Genomic DNA, 1737 nt, shown 5'->3' on the forward strand with positions numbered 1-1737 from the left:
AAGGCAGACCGAGGCAAGGCAGACCGAGGCAAGGCAGACCGAGGCAAGGCAGACCGAGGCAAGGCAGACCGAGGCAAGGCAGACCGAGGCAAGGCAGACCGAGGCAAGGCAGACCGAGGCAAGGCAGACCGAGGCAAGGCGGACCGAGGCAAGGCGGACCGAGGCAAGGCGGACCGAGGCAAGGCAGACCGGGGCGCGATAGACGGGACCGCAGCCGATCGGGCGCCCCGGTCTTGGACGGCGCCGCCCGTCAGGCCTTCGACAGCGCCTTCAGCGACAGCTTGATGCCCTCGGACACGCCGGTGCCGGCCGGCACGTTCTTGATCGCGGCGAGCGCTTCCTTCTCCGAATAGCCGAGCGCGAGCAATGCGTTGAGGATGTCCGACGCATGGTCGGACGGCGAGGCGGCACCCGCGAGCGGGCCGAGGTCCGCGCCGAGCTTGCCCTTGAGTTCGAGCAGCAGGCGCTCGGCGGTCTTCTTGCCGATCCCGGGCACGCGCGTCAGGCGCGCGGCGTCCTGCAGCGTGACCGCCTGCGCCAGATCCTGCACGCTCATCCCGGACAGCACCGCGAGCGCCATCCGCGCCCCGACGCCGGTGATCTTCAGCAACTCGCGGAAGGTCGAGCGTTCCTGCGGCGTGAGGAATCCATACAGCAGGTGGGCGTCCTCGCGGACGATCAGCTGGGTCAGCAGCACGACCTGCTCGCCCGTGTGCGGCAGGTTGTAGAACGTGCTCATCGGCACGTCGATCTCGTAACCGACGCCGTTGCAGTCGACGAGGAGGTGGGGCGGGTTCTTTTCGAGCAGGGTGCCCGCGATGCGACCGATCATGGAGGAGCGGAATACGTGACGGAAAGCGCGAGTGTAGCGCACGCCGGCCGACCGGCGCGGCGGCGCGGGCGTGCTCCCCTGCACCCGGCGGGGCGCGCCTGGGCCGGCCGGGTCAGAGCCTCCATGCCGGAGCGGCCGCACCAGGGTTCGTCGAGGCGAGCCGGCTGCGTCCGAGCCGGGCCCAGGTCGCGGCCGCGTCTACCCGACGAGCCGGCCGCGCCGCACGCGCAGCCCGCGCCTGGCGAGCGCCGGCGCGAGTTCGCCCAGCGTGCCGAGCGTGGTGCCGCCGTGCGCATGGCAGATCGCCATGCCGAGCGCGTCGGCCGCGTCCGTGCCCGGCAGGCCGGACAGGCACAGCAGCCGCGCGACCATCTGCTGCATCTGCTCCTTGGTCGCGCGGCCGTAGCCGACCACCGCCTGCTTGAGCTGCAGCGCGGTGTACTCGGCGACCGGCAGGCCGCCCGACACCAGCCCGCAGATCGCGGCGCCGCGCGCCTGGCCGAGCAGCAGCGTCGACTGCGGATTGACGTTGACGAACACCTTCTCGATCGCCGCCTGGTCGGGCGCGTGCTGGCGGACCAGCGTCGATACGCCGTCATAGATCGTGCCGAGCCGGGTGGGGAGGTCGGCGGTGGCGGTCTTGATCACGCCGCTCGCGACGTAGGCGAGCTGATGGCCGCTCACGTCGATCACGCCGAAGCCCGTGACGCGCAAGCCGGGGTCGATGCCGAGGATTCGCATGGAAAAGCCGGAAGAACTGCGTGTTAGCGATACTACAACGATTGCGGCGTGCCGCACGGCACTGCGCCGCCGCCTGCGCGGGCCAATAAAAAGGTTCATCGCGGATTACCGGGGAAGGCAGCGCGGATCTTGAGGAAGAAGTATTCCTCATCCCGGTAGCCGTA

2 protein-coding genes are annotated in these 1737 nt (G+C 70.3%); both read right to left on the bottom strand.

The genetic code is table 11. The features are described from left to right. Nucleotides 1-250: 250 nt before the first annotated feature. On the bottom strand, nucleotides 251-832 hold the full coding sequence (gene ruvA, locus AC1RQF_RS12890; protein WP_274001185.1) for a Holliday junction branch migration protein RuvA: 582 nt from the start codon (nucleotides 830-832) through the stop codon (nucleotides 251-253). 198 nt (nucleotides 833-1030) lie between these two features. Continuing rightward, a complete protein-coding gene (gene ruvC, locus AC1RQF_RS12895; RefSeq protein ID WP_274001187.1) occupies nucleotides 1031-1573 on the bottom strand; it encodes a crossover junction endodeoxyribonuclease RuvC in 543 nt (180 codons plus the stop codon). Between the last annotated feature and the right edge of the window lie 164 nt (nucleotides 1574-1737).

Source organism: Burkholderia sp. GW821-FHT14F03 (assembly GCF_058803765.1).

What these genes read in the sequence shown, in the direction of transcription:
- ruvA (WP_274001185.1), bottom strand. Translation starts at nt 832, where the DNA reads ATGATCGGTCGCATCGCGGGCACCCTGCTCGAAAAGAACCCGCCCCAC.
- ruvC (WP_274001187.1), bottom strand. Translation starts at nt 1,573, where the DNA reads ATGCGAATCCTCGGCATCGACCCCGGCTTGCGCGTCACGGGCTTCGGC.